At 76.4% G+C, this 18,099-nt stretch carries 2 protein-coding genes; both read left to right on the top strand.

Translation table 11 applies throughout. The annotated features are described in order from the left end of the window. The first annotated feature begins 77 nt into the window (after positions 1 to 77). Positions 78 to 12,506, top strand: coding sequence for a non-ribosomal peptide synthetase (locus ABT015_RS14040; RefSeq protein WP_350879189.1), 12,429 nt, complete (start codon positions 78 to 80; stop codon positions 12,504 to 12,506). Next, on the top strand, positions 12,503 to 18,099 hold a 5,597-nt coding region (locus tag ABT015_RS14045), incomplete at its 3' end, for a non-ribosomal peptide synthetase (RefSeq protein ID WP_350879191.1). The genes ABT015_RS14040 and ABT015_RS14045, both read left to right, overlap by 4 nt.

Below are 18,099 nucleotides of genomic sequence, written 5' to 3' on the forward strand. Positions count from 1 at the left end.
CACCTCATCGCACCGAGCGCACGAGCACCCCGGGCCGGCACGGCCGGCGGGGCGGCGGAACCGGGAAGGGTCGACCCATGGCTGGCACGACGACCACGCAGGCCGAGCAGGACGCTCCCCAGGAGCTGACGGCGGCCCAGGCGGGAATCCTCGCCGCGCAACGGATCGACCCGGACAACCCGGCCTACAACGTCGGGCAGTACGTGCGCATCACCGGGGCCCTCGACGAGGCCCTCCTGGAGGGCGCGCTGCGTCGCACCCTCGCCGAGGCCGACGGCCTGCACCTGCGGCTCGCCGAGCACGGTGGCCGCACCGTCGCACTGCCCGGCCGCTTCGACGCCGACGCCTGGGGCCTGCCGCGCCTCGACACCAGCGGCGCCACCGACCCGGTCGCCGCCGCGGTGGCCCTGGTCCGCGAGCAACTGGCCGTCCCCACCCTCCTGGAGGGCCCGGACGCCGGCCCGCTCACCGGCTCGCTGCTGGTCCGGGTCGGCCCGGACGACCACCTGTGGTTCCAGTGGTTCCACCACCTCGTCATCGACGGCTACTCCGTGGCCCTGTTCAGCCGCCGCGTCGCCGAGGTCTACACCGCGCTCGCCACCGCGACGGACGTCCCCGACAGCCCGTTCCGCCCCACCGCCCTGCTCGCCGCGGCCGAACGCGACTACCTCGCCTCCGAGCAGGCCGGGGCCGACCGCGCCTACTGGACCGAGCGCTTCGCGGACCGCCCGGCCGTCCTCGGCCTCACCGAGCGCACCGCCGCGGCCGCCCCCGCCGCCCTGCGCCATCGGGCCGAGCTGACGGCCGCGCAGAGCGCGACGGTCCTCACCGCCGCGCGGGCCGCCAAGGCGACGTGGGCGGAGGCGGCGAACGCCGCGTTCGCCGCCTACCTCCACCGGATGACCGGCACCACCGACGCCGTCCTCGGCCTGCACGTCATGGCGCGCACCGCCCCGGGCGCCCTGCGCGTCCCGGGCATGGCCGTCAACATCCTGCCCGTGCGGCTGCCCGTCACCGGCACGGACACCTTCGACGCCCTGCTGCGCCGGTCCGCCGACGAACTCAAGGCCGTCCGCCGCCACCAGCTCCACCGCGGCGAGGAGATCCGCCGCGACCTCGGCCTGGTCGGCACCGACGGACGACTGTACGGGCCGATGCTCAACATCAAGCCGTTCGACCTCGACCTCGACTTCGCGGGCCTGCCCGGCGCCCCCGTGAACCTCGCCTCCGGACCGGTGGACGACCTCGCGCTGTCGGTGGTGAAGACCCCCGACAACCGCCTGGTGCTGGAGCTCGACGCCAACCCCCTGCTCTACGGCGCCGACGAACTCGCCCGCCACGCCGACCGGTTCGCCGCGCTGCTGGCCCGCCTGGCCGCCGAGCCCGACCGCCCGCTGGGCACGCTGCCGCTGCTCTCCGACCAGGAGGTCCAGGACCTCCGGCGCTGGAACGACACCGCCCGCGAGGTCCGCGAGGGCACCCTGGTGAGCCGGATCGCCGAGCGCGCCGCCGCCACCCCGGACGCGGTCGCCGTGGTCGCCGAGGACCGCACCCTCAGCTACGCCGAACTCGCCGCCCGCTCCGACGCGTTGGCCCGCACCCTGGTCGCCGCCGGGGCCGGGCCGGACCGGATCGTCGCCGTCGCCGTCCCGCGCTCGGCCGAGCTGATGGTCGCCCTGCTCGCCGTCCTCAAGTCCGGCGCCGCCTACCTGCCGCTGGACGCCGACTACCCGGCCGACCGGCTGGCCCTCATGGTGGAGGACGCCGCCCCGGTGCGCGTCCTCACCGTCCCGGCGCTGCTCGACCGCCTGCCCGAGGCCGCCCGGGCCCTCGCCCTCACCACCGAGGCGGCCGCCGACGGCGACGCCACGACACCGCTGCCCGCGCCCTCGCCCGAGCACGCCGCGTACGTCATCTTCACCTCCGGCTCCACCGGGCGCCCCAAGGGCGTCGTGGTCACCCACCGGGCCATCGTCAACCGGCTCGCCTGGATGCAGCACGCCTACCGGCTGGACGCGCAGGACCGCGTCCTGCAGAAGACCCCGGCCAGCTTCGACGTCTCGGTCTGGGAGTTCTTCTGGGCGCTGTGCGAGGGCGCCGCCGTCGTCTTCGCCCGGCCCGAGGGGCACAAGGACCCCGCCTACCTCGCCGCGCTGATCGCCGAACAGCGCGTCACCACCCTGCACTTCGTGCCCTCCATGCTGCGCGCCTTCCTGGAGGAGCCCTCGGCCGCCGAGCGGTGCGCCGGGCTGCGGCGCGCCTTCTGCTCCGGCGAGGCCCTGCCCGGCGACGTCGTCGACCGGTGGTACGCCGCCCTCCCCGGCGTCCCCCTGCACAACCTCTACGGCCCCACCGAGGCCGCCGTCGACGTCACCTACCACCACACCGCCCCCGCCGTCGGCGTCGTCCCGATCGGCCGCCCGGTCTGGAACACCCGCCTGTACGTGCTCGACGCCCGGCTGAGGCCCGTCCCGGTCGGCGTGCCCGGCGAGCTCTACCTGGCCGGTGTCCAGCTGGCCCGCGGCTACCTCGGCCGCCCCGGCCTGACCGCCGGCCGCTTCGTCGCCGACCCGTTCGGCACCGGCGGCGAGCGGATGTACCGCACCGGCGACCTGGTCCGCCGGGCTCCCGACGGCACCGTGGAGTACCTGGGCCGCACCGACGACCAGGTCAAGGTCCGCGGCTTCCGCATCGAGCTCGGTGAGATCGAGGCCGCCCTGGAGGCCCTGCCCGGCACCGTCCAGGCGGCCGTGACGGCCCGCGAACTGACCGCCGGCGGCGCCCGCCAGCTCGTCGGCTACGTCGTGCCCGCACCCGCCGACCCCGAGGCGCTGCGCGCCGAACTCGCCCGCACCCTGCCCGAACACATGGTCCCGGCCGTCCTGGTCGGCCTCGACGCCCTGCCGCTGAGCCTCAACGGCAAGCTCGACCGCAAGGCCCTGCCCGCCCCGGCGTCCGGGCGCACCGACGGCGGCGGCGCCCCGCGCACCGACGCGGAGCAGATCCTGGCCGCGCTCGTCGCCGAGGTCCTCGGCCTGCCCGGCGACCAGGTCGGCGTCGACGACAACTTCTTCTCACTCGGCGGCGACAGCATCTCCGCGATCCAGCTCGGCAGCCGGGCCAGGCGCGCCGGATTCCGGATCACCCCGCGCGTGGTGTTCGACAAGCGCACGGTCGCCCGGATCGCCTCGGTCGCCGAGACCGCCACCGACGGCCCGGCCGACCGGCCCGCCGTCGAGGCCGTCGGCGCCCTGCCCACCACCCCGATCAGCGAGTGGCTGCGCGAGCGCGGCGGGCCCGTCGCCCGGTTCGGCCAGCACACCGTCGTCACCGTGCCGGCCGGCCTCGACCCGCAGCGCCTCGCGGCCGCCCTGGACACCCTGACCGACCACCACGACGCGCTGCGCCTGCGCCTGCACGTCGCCGAGGACGGCGGCTGGACCCAGGAGGTCCGCCCGGCCGGCTCCGCGCCCGCCGTCGACCGGCTGCGCCACCTGCGGGTCACCCCCGACGAACTGGCCACCGCCGCCGCCATCGAGCGCGAGGCCGCCGCCGACCGCCTCGACCCCGAACTCGGCGTCGTCCTCCAGGCCGTGCACCTGGACGCGGGGGCCGACGCCCCCGGCCTGCTCGTCCTCGCCGCGCACCACCTCGCCGTCGACGGCGTCTCCTGGCGCATCCTGCTGCCCGACCTGCACGCCGCCTACCACGGCCGGGCCCTGGAGCCGGTCGGCACGCCGCTGCGCGCCTGGACCACCGGACTCGCCGAGGCCGCCACCGGCGACCGCGTCCGCGCCGAACTCCCGCTCTGGCAGGCCGTGCTGGCCGACGGCAGCGGACCGCTCCTGGGCGAGCGCCCGCTGGACGCCGTCCGCGACACCGCCGCCACCACCCGCCGCCTGCGGCTGACCCTGCCGGCCGAGCGCACCGCGCCGCTGCTCGGCGCCGTCCCCGCCACCCACCGGGCCGGGGTCGACCACGTCCTCCTCACCGCGCTGACCCTCGCCCTGCTCGCCCGGCGCCGGGCGCGCCTGGGCGCCGACGCCCGCCCCGACCTGCTGATCCGCCTGGAGGGCCACGGCCGCGAGGACGTGCTCGTGCCCGGCGCCGACACCGCCCGCACCGTCGGCTGGCTCACCAGCGAGTTCCCCGCCCGCCTCGACCTGACCGGCATCGACCCCGAGGCCGCCCTCGCCGGCGGCCCGGCCGCCGGCCGCGCCCTCGCCCTGGTCAAGGAGCAACTGCGCGCCCTGCCCAACGCCGGCTCCGGCTACGGCCTGCTGCGCCGCCTCGACCCGGCCTCGGCGACCGCGCTCGCCGACCTCGCCGAGCCCCAACTGCTCTTCAACTACCTCGGCCGCTTCGCCACCACCGGTGAGGAGTGGGCCGTCGCCCCGGAGGCCGGGGACGCCATCACCGCCTCCGCCGACGCGGGCCTGCCCTGCGCCCACGCGCTGGAGATCGGCGCCTTCGTCCACGACGGCGCCGACGGCCCCGAGCTGACCGTCCAGCTCTCCTGGCCCCAGGGCGTGTTCGGCGAGAGCACGGTCCGCGGCATCGCCGAGGACTGGTTCGCCCACCTGGACGCCCTCACCCGCTACGCCGCCCGTCCCGACGCCGGCGGCCTGACGCCCTCCGACGTGCCGCTGGTCCCGGTCACCCAGGCGGCCCTCGACCGCATCGCCGCCGACCACCCCGACACCCGCGACGTCCTGCCGCTCTCCCCGCTCCAGGACGGCCTGCTCTTCCACGCCCTCCTCCAGGACGAGCAGGGCGCCGACGACCTCTACACCTCGCTCACCTCCCTCGACCTGCGGGGCCCGCTCGACACCACCGCCCTGGTGCGGGCCGTCGACGAGGTCGTCAACCGGCACACCGCGCTGCGCGCCGGCTTCCCGGGCGCGGGCTCCGGCGAGCCGCTCCAACTGGTCGCCGGCCGGGTCCGCGTCCCGTGGACCGAACACGACCTCACCGCGCTGCCCGCCGACCGGCAGGACGCCGAGACCTCCCGCATCGAGGACTCCGAGGCCTCCCGCCGCTTCGACCTGGCCCGGCCGCCGCTGGTGCGCTGCGCCCTGATCGCGCTCGGCCCGGAGCACCACCGCCTGCTGCTGACCCGCCACCACATCGTGATGGACGGCTGGTCCACGCCCGTGCTGCTGCGCGAGCTCATCACCGCCTACGGCGCGGGCGGAAGCGCCGACGCCCTGCCCGCCGCCGCCCCGTACGCCGACCACCTCGGCTGGCTGGCCGCCCGCGACGCCGACGCCGACGCCGCGGCCTGGCGGCAGGCGCTGGCCGGCCTCGCCGGGCCGACCCTGCTCGCCGACGGCCTCGGCGCCCCCGCCGCCGGGCCGGCCGCCGCCGGCAGCGAGATCGACCTGCCGATCCCGGCCGAGCTGTCCGCCGCGCTGACCGCGACCGCCCGCGAGCACGGCCTGACCCTCAACACCCTGGTGCAGGGCGCCTGGGCGATCCTGCTCGGCCGCCTCACCGGCCGGAGCGACGTCGTCTTCGGCGCCACCGTCTCCGGCCGCCCCGGCGACCTGCCGGGCGTGGAGTCCATGGTCGGCCTGTTCAGCAACACCGTCCCGGTGCGCTTCGACCCCCGCGACGACGAGCCGGTGGGCGAGGCACTGGTCCGCCTCCAGACCCAGCAGTCCGCCCTGCTCGACCACCAGTACCTCGGCCTCGCCGACATCCAGGCCCTGGCCGGCCACGGCACCCTCTTCGACACCCTGCTGGTCTTCGAGAACTATCCCGTCGACCCCGAGCACCTCACCTCCCGCGGCCTGCGCGTCGCCGGGATCGGCAACCGCGGCGCCACCCACTACCCGCTCACCGTGCTCACCCTGCCCGGCGAGGCACCGCAGCTGACGGTGGAGTACCGCCCCGACGTGTTCACCGCCGAACAGGCCGGCGCCGTCGGCGAGCGGCTGCTGCGGCTGCTCACCGCGATCGCCACCACCCCGGACACCACGGTCGGCGCGCTGGAGATCCTCTCCCCGGCCGAGCGCCGCACCGTCCTGGAGGAGTGGAACGCCACCGCCCGGGCCGTGCCCGAGGGCACCGTCGTCGACGCCTTCACGGCCCGCGCGGCCGAGACGCCCGAGCAGACCGCCGTCGTCCACGGCGACCAGCGGCTCCGCTACGACGAGCTCGCCGAGCGCGTCACCCGCACCGCCCGCCACCTCGCCGCGCTCGGCGCCGGCCCGGGCCGGGTCGTGGCACTGGCCCTGCCGCGCTCCGCCGACCTGGTCGCCGCCCTGCTCGGCGTCCTCGCCTCCGGCGCCGCCTACCTGCCGATCGACCTCGACCACCCGGACGAGCGGATCGCGCTCATGCTGGAGGACGCCGATCCGCTGCTCACCCTGACCACGCCCGAGGTGGCCGAGCGCCACCCGGTGCTCGCCACCCACGGGCAGGGCGTCGTCACCCTCGCCGAACTCGGCACGCTCGACGCCGAACCGGCGCGCCCGCACCCCGACGACCTCGCGTACGTCATCCACACCTCCGGCTCCACCGGCCGCCCCAAGGGCGTGCAGGTGCCGCACCGCGGCCTGGCCAACATGCTGGAGCACCACGGCAACACCGTGTTCGCCCGGGCCGTCGCGCTCGCCGGCGGACGGCGCCTGCGCGCCGCGCACACCGCCTCGTTCTCCTTCGACTCCTCCTGGGAACAGCTGCTCTGGCTGATCCGCGGCCACGAACTGCACGTCTACGGCGAGGACCTGCGCCGCGACCCGCAAGCCCTGGTCGGGCGGCTGCTCGCCGACCGCATCGACACCCTGGACGTCACCCCGTCCTTCGGCCAGCAACTCGTCGAGTGGGGCCTGCTGGACTCCGAGCAGCACCGCCCGCTGCTCTTCCTGGTCGGCGGCGAGGCCGTCGGCGACGCCCTGTGGGCCCGGATCCGGGAGACCGAGGGCGTGCTCGGCCACAACTTCTACGGCCCCACCGAGTACACCGTCGACACCCTCGGCGCCGCCCTGGACGAGAGCCCCACCCCGTTCGTCGGCCGCCCGATCGGCAACACCCGGGTCTACGTGCTGGACGCCCGGCTGCGGCCCGTCCCGGCCGGGGTCGCGGGCGAGCTGTACATCGCCGGCCCGGGCCTGGCCCGCGGCTACGGCAACCGGCCCGCGCTCACCGCGAGCCGCTTCGTCGCCGACCCGTTCGGCGCACCCGGCGAGCGCATGTACCGCACCGGCGACCTGGTGCGCCACCGCGCCGACGGCAGCCTCGACTACCTGGGCCGCGACGACGACCAGGTGAAGATCCGCGGCTTCCGCGTCGAACCCGGCGAGGTCGAGGCCGCGCTCGCCGCCCAGCCCGGCATCGCGCAGGCGGCCGTGCTGGCCCGCACGGGCACCGGCGGCGTCAAGCGCCTGGTCGGCTACGTCGTCGCGGCCCCCGGCGCCGTCGCCGACCCCGCCGTCCTGCGCAAGGCGCTCGCCGACACCCTGCCCGAGTACTTCGTCCCGGCCGCGATCGTCCCGCTGGCCGCCCTGCCGCTGAACGTCAACGGCAAGCTGGACCGGCAGGCCCTGCCCGAGCCCGAGGCCGACGCCTACGCCGCCCCCGCCGGGCGCGCCCCGCGCACCGAGCGGGAGGCCGTGATCTGCGGCGTCTACGCCGACGTGCTCGGCCTGCCCGCGGTCGGCGTCGACGACGACTTCTTCCTGCTCGGCGGCCACTCGCTGCTCGCCACCCGGGTGATCGGCCGGCTGCGCGCCGCCCTCGGCACGGACGTCGCCATCCGCGACCTGTTCGAGACCCGTACGGCCGCCGCCTTCGCCACCCGCCTGGACGGTGGGGACGACGCCCGCACCGCACCGGCCGCCGGGCCGCGCCCCGAGCGGATCCCGCTGTCCGCGGCCCAGGCCCGGCTCTGGTTCCTGTACCGCCTCCAGGGCCCCAGCACCGCCTACACCATCCCCTGCGCGCTGCGGATCGACGGCGAGCTGGACGTGGACGCCCTGCGGGCCGCCTTCGGCGACGTGCTGGCACGGCACGAGGCGCTGCGCACCGTCTTCCCCGACCACGACGGGCGCCCGTACCAGCACATCCTCGACCCGCAGACGGCCGGAACGCCGTTCACCGTCACCGAGGTCCCCGGGCGCCGGCTGGACGTGGAGACCGCCGCCGCGGGCGCGTACGCCTTCGACCTGGGCACCGAGATACCGGTGCGGGCCACCCTGCTGACCGCCGGGCCCGCCCGGCACGTGCTCAGCATCGCGCTGCACCACATCGCCGGCGACGAGTGGTCCGAGGGCGTGCTGCTGCGCGACCTCGACCTCGCCTACGCCGCGCGACGCGCCGGCCGGGCCCCGCAGTTCGCCCCGCTGCCGCTGCAGTACGCCGACCACGCACTGTGGCAGGCCGGGCTGCCGGCCGCGGACCAGACCCGCTACTGGACCGAGCGGCTGGCCGGCCTGCCCGCCGAGCTGACGCTGCCCACCGACCGGGCCCGCCCGGCCGAGGCCAGCGGCCGCGGCGGCGCCGTGCGGCTGCGGTTGCCCGAGGACCTGCACACCGCGCTGCGCGACTACGCCCGGCGCACCGGGGCCACGCCGTTCATGGTCACCCAGGCCGCCGCCGCGCTGCTGCTCGGCAAGCTGGCCGGCACCACCGACGTCGCGCTCGGCACGCCCGTCGCGGGCCGCGCCGACGAGGTGCTGGAGTCCGTGGTCGGCTTCTTCGTCAACACCCTCGTCCTGCGGCACGACCTGTCCGGCGACCCGTCCTTCGACGCGCTCGTCGCCCGCTCCCGGGAGAGCGTGCTCGGCGCGCTGGCCCACCAGGACCTGCCGTTCGACCGGCTGGTGGAGATCGTCAACCCCGAGCGCTCGCTCGGCCGCCACCCGCTGTTCCAGGTGATGGTCCAGCACCGCCGGGAGGCCGACGGCCTGGACCGGCTGCTCGGCGCCCGCACCGCCCTGCTGCCCGACCCCGTCCACGCGGCCCGCTTCGACCTCGCGTTCACGTTCGTGGAGTCCGCCGACGGCGCGTTCACCGACCTGACCGTCATCCACGCCGAGGACCTCTTCGACCGTGCCACCGCGCGGCTGTTCGGCGCCCGCCTGCTGCGCGTCATGGAGCAGGCCTTCGCAGCCCCCGGGCAGCCGGTCGGCCGGATCGAGCCGACCGCCGCGCAGGAACGCCGCGGCCTGGCGGGGGAGTGGAACGCCACCGCCATCGCGGTGCGCGAGGGCACCCTGCTCGACCGGATCGCCGAACGCACCGCCGCCACCCCCGACGCGGTCGCCGTGGTCTTCGAAGGCACCACGCTGACCTACCGCGAGCTGGACGAGCGCGCCGCGCGGCTCGCCGGGGCGCTGGCCGTCGCCGGGGCCGGGCCGGACCGGATCGTCGCCGTCGCCGTCCCGCGCTCGGCCGAGCTGATGGTCGCCCTGCTCGCCGTCCTCAAGTCCGGCGCCGCCTACCTGCCGCTGGACACCGAGTACCCGCCCGAGCGCCTGACCGGCATGGTCGAGGACGCCGCCCCGGTGTGCGTGCTCACCGCGCCCGGCCTGGAGGCCGCCCTGCCCGCCGTGCCCGGCGTGCCGGTGCTCACCGTCGACGCCCAGGCGCCGGTGCCCGTGACGCCCACCGCCCCGGACGCCGACCACGCCGCGTACGTCATCTTCACCTCCGGCTCCACCGGGCGCCCCAAGGGCGTCGTGGTCACCCACCGGGCGATCGTCAACCGGCTCGACTGGATGCGCGAGGTCTACGGGATCACCGCGGCCGACCGCATCCTGCAGAAGACGCCGGCCAGCTTCGACGTGTCCGTCTGGGAGTTCTTCCTGCCGCTGGTCAGCGGCGCCCGCGTGGTGCTGGCCCGCCCCGGCGGCCACCGCGAGCCGGAGTACCTGGCCGCCCTGGCCGCCCGGGAGGCCGTCACCGCCTGCCACTTCGTGCCCTCGATGCTCACCGCCTTCACCGGCGCCGCCGAGCAGGACGCGACCGTCGGGCAGTCCTTCGCGGGCGTGAACCGGGTCTTCTGCTCCGGCGAGGCCCTGCCCGCCGCCGCCGTGGACCGCTTCCTCGCCCGGTGGCCGCAGATCGAGCTGCACAACCTCTACGGCCCCACCGAGGCCGCCGTCGACGTCACCTACCACCGGGCGTGGGCCGGCTCCGGCGTCGTCCCGATCGGCCGCCCGGTCTGGAACACCCGTCTGCACGTGCTCGACGCCCGGCTGAGGCCCGTCCCGGTCGGCGTGCCCGGCGAGCTCTACCTGGCCGGTGTCCAGCTGGCCCGCGGCTACCTCGGCCGCCCCGGCCTGACCGCCGGCCGCTTCGTCGCCGACCCGTTCGGCGCCGGCGGCGAGCGGATGTACCGCACCGGCGACCTGGTGCGCCGCCGCATCGACGGCGAGATCGAGTACCTGGGCCGTACCGACGACCAGGTCAAGGTCCGCGGCTTCCGCATCGAGCTCGGCGAGATCGAGGCCGCCCTCGCCGCCGTGCCCGGCGTCGCCCAGGCGGCCGTCACCGCCCGCGCCCTCACCGAGGGCGGCGCCCGCCAACTGCTCGGCTACGTCGTCCCGCAGGCCGGGGCGGGTGTGGCGCCCGAGGGCGTGCGCGCGGCCGTCGCCGCCGTCCTGCCCGAGCACATGGTGCCCGCCGTGCTGACCGTCCTGGACGCGCTGCCGCTGAGCGTCAACGGCAAGCTCGACCGCAAGGCCCTGCCGGCACCCGGCCGCCACACCGCACCGGCCGCCCCGTCGGCCGTCGGCTCCTCCCCGGCCGCGGCCCTCGCCCGGGTGTTCGCCGAGGTGCTCGGCCTGGCCGAGGTCGGCGAGGACGAGAACTTCTTCGCCCTCGGCGGCGACAGCATCGTCTCGATCCAGCTGATCAGCCGCGCCCGCAAGGCCGGATTCGACCTCGCCGCCAAGGACGTCTTCCAGCACCCGACGCCGGCCGCCCTGGCCGAGGCCAAGGGGCTGGCGAGCGCCGCCCCCGCCGCCGCGCAGGCCCCCGCCGCCGCGCGCAGCGCGGACGGCGAGCTGCCCGCCCTGCCGGTGGTGCACTGGCTGCGCGAACGCGGCGGCCCCGTCGACCGCTTCAACCAGTCGGTGCTGCTCGCCGTCCCGGCCGGTCTGCGGGAGGAGCCGCTGCGCGCGGCCCTGGCCGCCCTGGCCGCCCACCACCCGGCCCTGCGCCTGCGCCTGGACCGGACCGACGGCCTGTGGACCCAGGAGATCCTCCCGGCCGACCAGGCCCCCGCCGCCACCGAGGCGGACACCCTGCGCCGGGTCGACGCCCGGGGCGGCGGCGACCTCACCGCGGCGCTGACCCGCGAGGCCGACGCGAGCGCCGCCGCGCTCGACCCCGCCGCCGGGCGCGTGCTGCGCGCCGTCTGGTTCGACACCGGCGACGCCCGGGACGGCCGACTGCTGCTGACCGTGCACCACCTCGCCGTGGACGGCGTCTCCTGGCGCACCCTGCTGCCCAACCTCGCCGCCGCCTACCAGGCCCTGGCGGGCGGCGGCAGGCCCGCCCTCGAACCCGAGGCGTACGGCCTGCGCGCCTGGTCCGAGCACCTGCTGACGCACGCCCAGGAACGCGCCCGGACGGCCGAGACCGCCCACTGGCGCACCGCGCTGGCGGGGCCGCCCGGACCGCTCGCCGGGCTCGCCGCCGACCCGGGGCGCGACACCGTCGCGACCGTGCGCACCCTGCGCCGCACGCTCCCGGCGGAGCGCACCGCCCCGCTGCTCACCGACGTGCCCGAGGCCTTCGGGGCCGGCGTCGACGACGTGCTGCTCGCCGGTCTGGCGCTCGGCGTGGCCACCGCCCACCCGGACGCGGCCCCGGCCCTCCAGATCGACCTGGAGGGGCACGGCCGCGGCGGCCACGGCGGATCCGCCCCCGACCTCGCGGGCACCGTCGGCTGGTTCACCACCGTCCACCCCGTCCGGCTCGACCTCGCCGGGCTCGACCCCGCCGCCGCGCTCACCGGCGGCCCGGCCGCCGGCCAGGTCCTCAAGCAGGTCAAGGAGCAGCTGCGGGCCGCCCCCGACAAGGGCCTCGGCTTCGGACTGCTGCGCCACCTCAACGCGCAGACCGCGCCGCTGCTGGCCGCCGCGCCCCGCTCGCAGCTGCTCTTCAACTACCGGGGCCGCACCGGCGGGACGGGCGGCACGCTCGGCGGCTGGCCGCTCGCCCCGCAGGCCGAGCGGGCCGCGGTCGCGGCCGGGGCCGCGCCCGACCCGTCGATGGCCGCCGGCTACCCGCTGGAGATCGACGCGGTGGTGCGCCCCGGCGCCGACGGACGGCCCGAACTGGCCGTCGAGTGGAGCTGGCCGCAGGCCCTGCTCACCGAGGCGGAGGTCACCCGGCTCGCCGACGCCTGGTTCGCCGCCCTGGACGCCCTCGCCCGGCACACGGCCGGCGGCGCGGCGGGCGGGATCACCCCCTCCGACCTCAGCCTCGTCTCGCTGAAGCAGGCCCAGATCGACCGGCTGGAGTCCCGACTGCGCGGCCGGCGCCGCCGGTGAACCCCGAGGCGCCGCCGCCCGTCCCGACCGACCACCACCTCCCCACCGACCCCAGGACCGAGAAGACCGTGATGAACGACTCCACCGCCCCGATCGACGACCCGCAGGCCGCGACCGCGGCGGACCTGGAGGACGTGTACCCGCTCTCCTCCCTCCAGGAGGGCCTGCTCTTCCACGCCCTCTACGACGACCGGGCCCGCGACGTCTACGTCGTCCAGTCGCACCTGGACCTGGCCGGCCCGATCGCCACCGCGCGCCTCGCCGCCGCCCTGGACGCCCTGCTCGCCCGGCACGCCAACCTGCGGGCCGGCTTCTGGTACGAGGACCCCGAGGCCGTCGTCCAGTTCGTCCAGCGCACCGTGGACACCCCGCTGCGCGAGGTCGACCTGACGGCGCTCACCGGCGGGGCCCAGGACGCCGCCGTCACCGCGGCCATGGACGAGGACTGGCACCGCCGCTTCGACCTCGACGCCCCGCCGCTGCTGCGGCTGGCCCTGCTCCGCCTCGGCGAGGGCCGTGCCCGCCTGGTCCTGACCTGCCACCACCTGCTGCTCGACGGCTGGTCGATGCCGATCGTCTTCCGCGAGCTGCTCGCCCTCTACGGCTCCTCCGGCGACGCCTCGGTGCTCCCGGCGGCCCGCCCGTACAAGGACCACCTCGCCCTGCTCGCCACCCGGGACACCACCGCCGCCGAGCAGGCGTGGACGCGGGCCCTGGAGGGCTTCGAGGAGGCCCGTCCGGTGGCCCCCGGCGCCACCGCCGCCACGGCCGCGGAGTCCGGACTGGTCACCCGGTACGCCGCCCCCGAGCTGTCCGAGCGCATCGCCGCGGCCGCGCGCGGCCGCGGTCTGACGCTCGGCAACGTCGCCCACACCCTCTGGGGCGTCCTGGTCGGCTCGCTCACCGGCACCGCCGACGTGGTCTTCGGCACCACCGTCTCCGGCCGCCCCGACGACCTCCCCGGCGCCGAGTCCATGGTCGGCCTGTTCATCAACACCGTCCCGGTCCGGGTCCGGCTCGCCCCCGGCGCCACCCTGGCCGCCACCGCCGCCGCGGTCCAGCACGAGCAGGCCGGGCTGATGGCCCACCAGCACCTCGGCCTCGGCGCGATCCAGCGCCGCAGCGCCGTCCAGGGCGACCTCTTCGACACCCTCCTCGTGGTGGAGAACTACCAGGGCGGCGGCGACGCCCTGCGCGAGACCCTCGGCACCGCCGACGGCCTCGCCGTCACCGGGCTCGGCGCCCGCGACGCCACCCACTACCCGCTCGGCCTCACCGTGCTGCCCGGCACCGAACTGCGCGTCGAACTCGAGTACCGGCCCGACCTCTTCACCGCGGCCGAGGCCGAGGGCCTGGCCGACCGCTTCGTGGCGCTGCTGGCCGCCTTCGCCGCCGACCCGGACACCCCGCTGGCCCGGCTGGACCTGCTGGACCCGGCCGAGCGCGCCGCCCTGCCCGCGACCCTGTCCGGCCCGGTGCACGAGGTGCCGGCCGGCACCGTCGCCGACCTGTTCGCCGCCCAGGCCGGCCGCACGCCCGCCGCCCTCGCTCTGGTCGGCCCGACCCTCACCGGCGCCCCGGCGACCGAGACCTTCGGCGGGCTGGACGCCGCCGCCGACCGGCTGACCCGCCTCCTGCTGTGCCGGGGCCTCGGCGCCGACCGCGTCGCGGCGATCGCCCTGCCCCGCTCCACCGAGACCGTCACCGCGATCCTCGCGGTGCTCCGCTCCGGCGGCGCCTACCTGCCGCTCGACCTCGACCACCCGGACGAGCGGCTCGCCCTGCTGCTCGACGACGCCCGCCCGGCCGTGCTGCTGACCACCACGGCCGTCGCCCGCCGGCTGCCCGAACTGCCCGGCACGACCGTCCTGCTGCTCGACGCCCCGGAGACCGCGGCCGCACTCGCCGCCCTGCCGGACGGCCCGGTCGGCGACACCGAGCGCGGCGGCCCCGTCCACCCGGACCAGGCCGCCTACATCATCCACACCTCCGGGTCCACCGGGCGCCCCAAGGGCGTCGTCGTCACCCACCGGGGCCTCGCCAACCTGACCCATGACCACCTCCACGGCCCCTTCGCCGCCGCCCTGGCCGCCGCCGGGCTGTTCCGGCTGCGGGCCCTGCACACCGCCTCGTTCTCCTTCGACTCCTCGTGGGAGCAGCTGATCTGGCTGGTCGGCGGCCATGAGCTGCACATCCTCGGCGAGGAGGACCGGCGCGACGCCGAGGCGGTCGTCGCCTACACCCGCGCGCAGCGCGTCCACGCCCTGGACGTCACCCCCAGCTACGCCCAGCAGCTGCTCGACTCGGGCCTGCTGGCCGGTGAGCACCGCCCGCCGGTCCTGCTGCTCGGCGGCGAGGCGCTGCCCGAGCCGCTCTGGACCAGGCTGCGGGCCGAGTCCGGGGTGACCGTCCTCAACTACTACGGCCCGACCGAGTTCACCGTCGACGCCCTGCTCGCCGACCTCGCCGACAGCGACACCCCGAGCGTGGGGCGCCCGCTGGCCGGCGGCCGTGCCTACGTCCTGGACGCCCTGCTGCGGCACGTGCCCGCAGGCGCCCCCGGCGAGCTGTACCTGGCCGGTGTGCAACTGGCCCGCGGCTACCTGGACCGGCCCGGCCTGACCGCCGAGCGGTTCGTCGCGGACCCGTTCGGCGAGCCGGGCGAGCGGATGTACCGCACCGGCGACCTGGTCCGGCGCCGCGCCGACGGCACCATCGACTACCTCGGCCGGGTGGACGACCAGGTCAAGGTCCGCGGCTACCGGATCGAGCTCGGCGAGATCGAGGCCCTGCTCGGCGAGCAGCCCGGCGTGGCGCACAGCGCCGTGCTGGTGCGCCGCGGCGCCGTCGACCGGGTGGTCGCCTACCTGGTGCCCGCCCCGGGCGCGAGCCTGGACACCGAGGCCCTGCACCGGGCCGTGGCCGACCGCCTGCCCGAGTACATGGTCCCCTCGGCGTTCGCCGTGCTGGACGCGCTGCCGCTGACCGTCAACGGCAAGCTCGACCGCAAGGCCCTGCCCGACGACGCCCTCGACTACACCGGGGTGTCGGCCGGCCGCGAGGCCGAGACGGAGACCGAGCGGCTGCTGTGCGAGCTGTACGCCGAGGTCCTGGGCCTGCCCGCGACCGGTGCCGAGGACGACTTCTTCCGCCTCGGCGGCGACAGCATCTCCTCCATCCGCCTGATCGGCGCCGCCCGGGCCGAGGGCCTGTCGCTCAGCCCGCGCGACGTCTTCGAACGGCGCACCCCCGCCGCCCTGGCCGCCCTCGCCGACGGCCGCGAGGCCGCCGCCGAGGCCCCCGAGCTGCCCGAACTGCCGACCGCCTCCGAGGCCGAGGCCGCCGCCGTTCGGGCGGTGGCGCCCGGGCTGGACATCGAGGAGATCTGGCCGGTCTCCCCGCTCCAGGAGGGCCTGCTGTTCGAGGCGGGGTACGACGACCAGGCCCTGGACGTCTACACCTCCCGCGACGTGGTGACGCTGACCCGCCGGATACCGCTGGACGCCCTGCGCGCCGCCGTCACCGCGGTGCTGGAGCGCCACCCGAACCTGCGGGCCGGATTCCTCCAGGACGGCCCCGGCCGCCCCTTGCAGTTCGTGCCGCGCGCCGTCGACGTGCCGCTCACCGAGACCGACCTCTCGGCGCTCACCGCCGAGGAGTTCGAGGCCGAGCTGGCCCGGCTGACCGAGCGCGAGGCCGGCACCCGCTTCGACCTGGCCGCCCCGCCGCTGCTGCGCCTGGTGTCCGTGCTGGCCCCGGACGGCGGCCAGCGCATCGTGATCACCAACCACGCGCTGCTGTGGGACGGTTGGTCGTCCGGGCTGTTCCTCCAGGAGCTGCTGGCGCACTGCGCCGGGCAGCCGGCCCCCGAACTCGGCCTGCCCTACCGCGACTTCCTGCGCTGGCTGGTCGCCCAGGACACCGAGCAGGGCAAGGCGGCCTGGCAGTCGGCCCTGGCCGGTCTGGCGGAGCCCACCCTGCTCGCGCCGCAGGCCCGGGAGCGGGCCGCGCTGCTGCCGCAGGAGGTCACCGCGGAGATCTCCGCCGAGCTGACCGCCCGGATCGCGGCCTTCGCCCGGGAGCGCGGCCTGACCCTCAACACCGTGCTCTCCGGTGCCTGGGGCCTGCTGCTGTCCGGGCTGACCGCCCGGGCGGACGTGGTCTTCGGCGCGACCGTCTCCGGCCGCCCGGCCGAACTGGCCGGCATCGACGCCACCATCGGCATGTTCCTCAACACCGTGCCGGTGCGCACCCGGCTGGACGGCTCCGAGAGTGCCGCCGCCTTCCTCACCCGGCTCCAGGAGGAGCAGACCGCGCTGCTGGCGCACCACCAGACCGGCCTCGGGGAGATCCAGCGCGGCACCGGCTTCGGCCGGCTCTTCGACACCCTCCAGGTGCTCCGCAACACGCCCGCGGACCAGGACGTGCGTGACCGCATCCGGGAGGGCCTCGGCGTCCAGGACGTGGTGGACGTCGACGCCACGCACTTCCCGCTGATCTTCATCACCAACCCCGGCGAGGCGCTCTCCTTCGAGTGGAAGTTCCGCCCGGACGTGTTCGAGCGGGCCGTCGTGGAGCAGCACGCCGAGCGCCTGGTCTCCCTGCTCGGCCAGATCGTCGACCACCCCGACCGGCCGGTGCGCGCCCTCGACGTGTTGACGTCGGGTGAGCGTGGGTTGTTGGGGGAGTGGGCGGCGACGGGTCGTGAGCTGCCGGAGGCGTCGGTGGCGGATCTGTTGGCGGAGCGTGCGGTGCTGGTGCCGGATGACGTGGCGCTGGTGCAGGGCGACGTGTCGTGGACGTACGCGGAGTTGGACGCGCGGGTGAACCGGTTGGCGCGGTTGTTCGTGGCGCGGGGTGCCGGTCCGGAGACGGTGGTGGCGCTGGGTCTGCCGCGTTCGCTGGACATGGTGGCGTCGTTGTTCGCGGTGCTGCGTACGGGGGCGGCGTACCTGCCGTTGGAGCTGGACTACCCGGTGGACCGGCTGGCGTTCATGGTCGAGGACACCGCCCCGGTCTGCCTGGTCACCGACACGACGGCCGCGGCCCACGTGCCGGATCACGGCAACACCGTCCTGCTCGACGCCGACACCGTCCGCGAGGAACTGGCCGGCCTGTCCGCCGAGCCCTACGCGACCTCCTACGACCCGGACGCGGCGGCGTACGTGATCTTCACCTCGGGGTCGACGGGTCGCCCGAAGGGTGTGGTGACGCCGTACCGGGGTCTGACGAACATGCAGTTGAACCACCGGCAGGAGATCTTCGACCCGGTGGTGGCCTCGGCCGGTGGCCGTCGGCTGCGGATCGCGCACACGGTGTCGTTCTCCTTCGACATGTCGTGGGAGGAGTTGCTGTGGCTGGTCGAGGGGCACGAGGTGCACGTCCTCGACGAGACCCTGCGCCGCGACGCCCAGCAGCTGGCCGACTACTGCGCCGAGCACGTGGTGGACGTCGTCAACGTGACGCCCTCCTACGCCCAGGCGCTGGTGGAGTGCGGTCTGTTGGACGAGGGTCGGCATCGTCCGGTGCTGGTGCTGCTGGGTGGTGAGGCGGTGGCGGAGACCTTGTGGTCGAAGTTGCGGGACACCCCCGG

Source organism: Kitasatospora sp. NPDC094016 (assembly GCF_040304045.1).
In the GTDB taxonomy this organism is placed as follows: Bacteria; Actinomycetota; Actinomycetes; order Streptomycetales; family Streptomycetaceae; genus Kitasatospora.